Source organism: Romboutsia sp. (assembly GCF_035470145.1).
Lineage (GTDB): Bacteria > Bacillota > Clostridia > Peptostreptococcales > Peptostreptococcaceae > Romboutsia_D.
The window spans coordinates 1-4,482 of the sequence record NZ_DATIRC010000032.1 but is presented as its reverse complement, the minus strand read 5'-3'; the positions used below and the strand labels follow the sequence as shown (position 1 = coordinate 4,482).

General features: G+C 27.2%; 2 protein-coding genes. Both read right to left on the bottom strand.

Features of this window, described 5'->3' with window-relative positions:
* On the bottom strand, window positions 1–1,077 hold a 1,077-nt coding region (locus VLM92_RS01435; protein WP_325274573.1), incomplete at its 3' end, for a hypothetical protein.
* A gap of 189 nt (window positions 1,078–1,266) precedes the next feature.
* Window positions 1,267–4,482: acyl-CoA dehydratase activase-related protein (locus VLM92_RS01430; RefSeq protein WP_325274572.1), on the bottom strand; the 3,216-nt coding region annotated here is incomplete at its 5' end.

Here is a 4,482-nt window from a genome sequence, read left to right as displayed (position 1 = left end):
TTTATTTCTAAAATAGATTACTAAATCAACTCCATCATCAAATCTCGATTTTATCCAATCATCAAACAGTTCAAGCTCCTCATTTCCATATGGAATCTTACATATATCTAATACCATCTTAATATTTTTAGATGCACTGTTTAAATCAAATTCTTCATCAGATAATTTTTTTTCTTGTTCTACTAAAATCATATATGACAATGTTTCCAATGCGATTTGTATAGATATTATATTATTTTCTATTGTGATCTCTCCAAGTGATTCTATGTACCAATCAACAACATTTTTAATTACTGGACCACAATATCCATCTTCTAATCTTTTGCACATAAGAGACATATACTTTTCTATATTGTGATGATTTGCAAGTGTATTTGTCCATGTAGGGACAAATTTAAATGGAGTTATTATATTTTCTCTCCAAAGTCTAAATACATTATTGTTATTTTGATACCCTTTTGCTAAACATATACCAATATATCTCCCACACATAAAACTAAGTGCTGATGATATTCTATCTAAAAAATCTAGCATATTATTTGTTTTAAATAGCTTGCCATCTTTTCTTCTTATTCTTCCAATATGGGTTATTATAGTCCCCGATTTTGATTTTAGTTCTTCATTTAATTCTTTTCTGTAGTCGTATCTTTTATCTATTGTTATAGTAAAATCATTTATATCAAATTGTATTCTTCCTGCAAACAACTTATCCACGTGTTTTATAAGAGTTCCAGGAAACTTGTCCAAATTAATCACGTGAAAATCAATATATTCTACATAAGAATTTTTAGATTTTATATAATTATCATTTGTATATCCTTCTATATTAAAATCATTTATAGTATTTATTGTTATAGATATAGGCTTATAGCCATACATTTCAAGTATAGCGTTATCATAATCTAACTCTAAGTCAATATCTTCATCTTCGACAGATAGTATTTGAGCTTTAAAATTTATAGATACTGGAGGTGTCATTTTGTAATATATTATTCCACTGCATTTATATTTTTTGTCTAAATAAATGCAAAATCTTCCTTCATAAATACTAATATCTTCGTCCACTTTATACCTCAAATAATCCGACGCTATAGCATTATTAACTACCTACATAGCTAGCCCACCTTTACTTTCTTATAATACTATATCATTATATCATAATAGAGTAGACAATATGCAGTTTAGCCAAGAATTAATTATTTATTCTTTTTAGATTATATTTTTCACTTTAATTAAAAACACCTTCTAGTAAATATACTAGAAGGTTTATATATTCTTAAATGCAGTTGAAAGCATTAACTTTATTCTATTTAACTGATTAGTTTCACTAGCTGAAGGATCATAATCAATAGGTACTATATTAGCTTTATTATAAATTCTTTTTAATTCCTTAATTTGACCTTTTCCAGTTATATGATTTGGTAAACAGCCAAAAGGTTGCATGCATATAATATTATTTACGCCATCTTCTATCAACTCTATCATTTCACCAGTTAGTAACCATCCCTCACCTGTTTGATTTCCAATAGATATTATATTTTGAGTATTTTCTGCTAAATGATTTATACTATTCGGAGATGTAAATCTTTTGCTTTTTTTAAGCTCCTCTTTATATGTCTTTTGATATATTTCCATAATCCATATAGCAGTCTTTCCAAGCTCTTTATTTAACCATTTCCCTTCTAAATACTTATACTTATATACAGTATTTAAAGAACAGCTATAGAAAAAATTTATAAGTTCTGGCATTACAGCTTCTCCACCTTCATTTTCTATAATATCTACTAAATAATTATTTGCAAGTGGATGAAACTTAACTAATATCTCTCCTACTAATCCTACCTTTGGCTTTTTTATGTCCAATATCTCTAAATTATCAAACTCATAAACTATATCTTTTATGTTTTTCCTAAAAGTAGATATGCTGGCTTTTTCTAAAGAATCTTTGCATCTTTTAACCCATTTTTCATAAAGAGCATTGCTACTTCCTTTATGTTTTTCATATGGTCTTACTCTATACAGTACTTTCATAAGTAAGTCTCCATATATTACTGACATAAAAATTCTATTTATTAATTTTAAAGGTATATTTTTTATAAGTCCATTCTTTTCAATTCCATTTATACTTAATGATATTACAGGTATATTTTTAAATCCTGCATCATATAGTGCTTTCCTTAAAAAGCCTATATAATTTGTTGCTCTGCATCCTCCACCTGTTTGAGTTATTGCAACGGATGTATTTTCTAAATCATACATTCCTGATTTTAGGGCACTTATTATTTGACCTATTACAATTATAGCTGGATAGCACGCATCATTGTTTACATATCTTAGTCCTTCTTCTATTATCTTAAAATCTGTGCTATTTAAGATTTCTATATTAAATCCGCTCAAGTTAACAGCTTTTTCGAAAAATTGAAAGTGTATAGGAGACATTTGTGGAGCTAAAATAGTATGTTTTGTAGTTAATTGTCCTTTTATATATTCTATTTCTTTATTTGTTATATACATTTTATTTCTATCATTTAATTCTCTTTCTATCACTGCCGCTTTTAATGATCTTAGCCTAATCTTTGCTGCTCCTAAATTATTCCCTTCATCTATCTTTATAACTGTATAAATTTTTGAACTTTCATTTAATATTTCTTGAACTTGGTCTATTGTAACTGCATCGATTCCACATCCAAAAGAATTTAATTGAACTAATTCTAAATTATCTTGTTCTTTAACAAAACTTGCGGCTTTATATAGTCTTGAATGATATACCCATTGGTCTACAACTCTTAAAGGTCTTTTTACATGACCAAGATGACATATAGAGTCTTCTGTAAGCACTGCCATATCTAAAGAATTTATAAGTTCTGGTATTCCATGATTTATCTCTGGATCTAAGTGATAAGGTCTACCACATAAAACTATTCCTCTTAATCCTTTTTCATTTATTTCTAAAAGAGCTTTTTCTCCTTGTTGTTGTATATCCTTTTTGAAGCTTTCTTGTTCTTCAGTTGCCTTATCTACCGCTTTTTCTATATTTATTTTTGATATTTTATTAAAATATTGTGAAAGTTCTTCATACAATCTACTTTTTAATTTTTCTTTATTATTTAAACTTATAAATGGATTTATATATATAATATTATTTTCTCTTAATTCTTCAACATTATTTTTTATAACTTCTGAATAAGATATAACAACTGGACAATTATAATGATTATTTGCAAAAATGTCTTCTTTCTTCTCATTTGTTATACATGGATAAAATATATGCTTTATTCCTTTTTCTATTAAATTTTCAATATGTCCGTGAGCTATTTTAGCTGGATAACAAACTGTTTCAGATGCTATCGATGTTATTCCTTTTTCATAAATATCTTTTGATGATCTATCTGATAATACTACTCTAAATCCAAGTTCTGTAAAAAATGTATGCCAAAATGGATAATTTTCATACATATTTAAAACCCTTGGTATTCCAATTTCGCCCATTGTAGCTTCTTTTTTTCCTAATGCTTTATATCTAAAAAGTCTATTATATTTATATTTAAATAAATTTATATTCTTATGATTGTTTGAGCTTCTCTTACTTTCATATATTAACTCTCCTCTTTCACATCTATTTCCTGATATAAATAATTCATCATCAGAAAATTTATTTATGGTTAATAAGCAATTATTAGAACACCCTCCACATCTTTTTACCTTAACGCGCAGACTTATATTTTCAAGTTGTTCTTTATTTAAAAGTTTAGTTTTATATCCTTGTTCATATTTTTCCTTAGAAATTAATGCGGCTCCATATGCTCCCATTATCCCTGATATAGATGGTCTTATAACGTCTTTTCCTATTAATTTTTCAAAACTTCTAAGAACTAAGTCATTATAAAATGTACCACCTTGAACTACTATGTGTTCTCCAATATCATTTATATCTCTTATTTTTATAACCTTAAACAATGCATTCTTTATAACTGAATAGGATAATCCTGCCGATATATCCGAAATACTGGCTCCTTCTTTTTGAGCTTGCTTAACTCTAGAGTTCATAAACACAGTACATCTTGATCCTAAATCCACAGGACTATTTGAATATATACCCTTATTTGCAAACTCTTTTATATTCATAGATAAGGAAGTTGCAAAGGTTTCTAAAAATGAACCACATCCTGATGAACATGCTTCATTTAAAATTATACTATCTATGACTCCATTTTTTATCTTTAGACATTTCATGTCTTGTCCACCGATATCTAGTATAAAATCTACATCTTTATTAAAAAATTTAGCACTTTTATAATGTGCTATTGTTTCAATTTCTCCATAATCTACTTTTAATGCCTTTTTTATCAATCCTTCTCCATATCCTGTGACTGTAGATGATACTATTTTACTTTTTTGTGGCAAGACTTCATATATTTCATTCATGACATTTATAATTGTTTCTAATGGGCTACCTTCATTGCTACTATAATGAGAATAAAG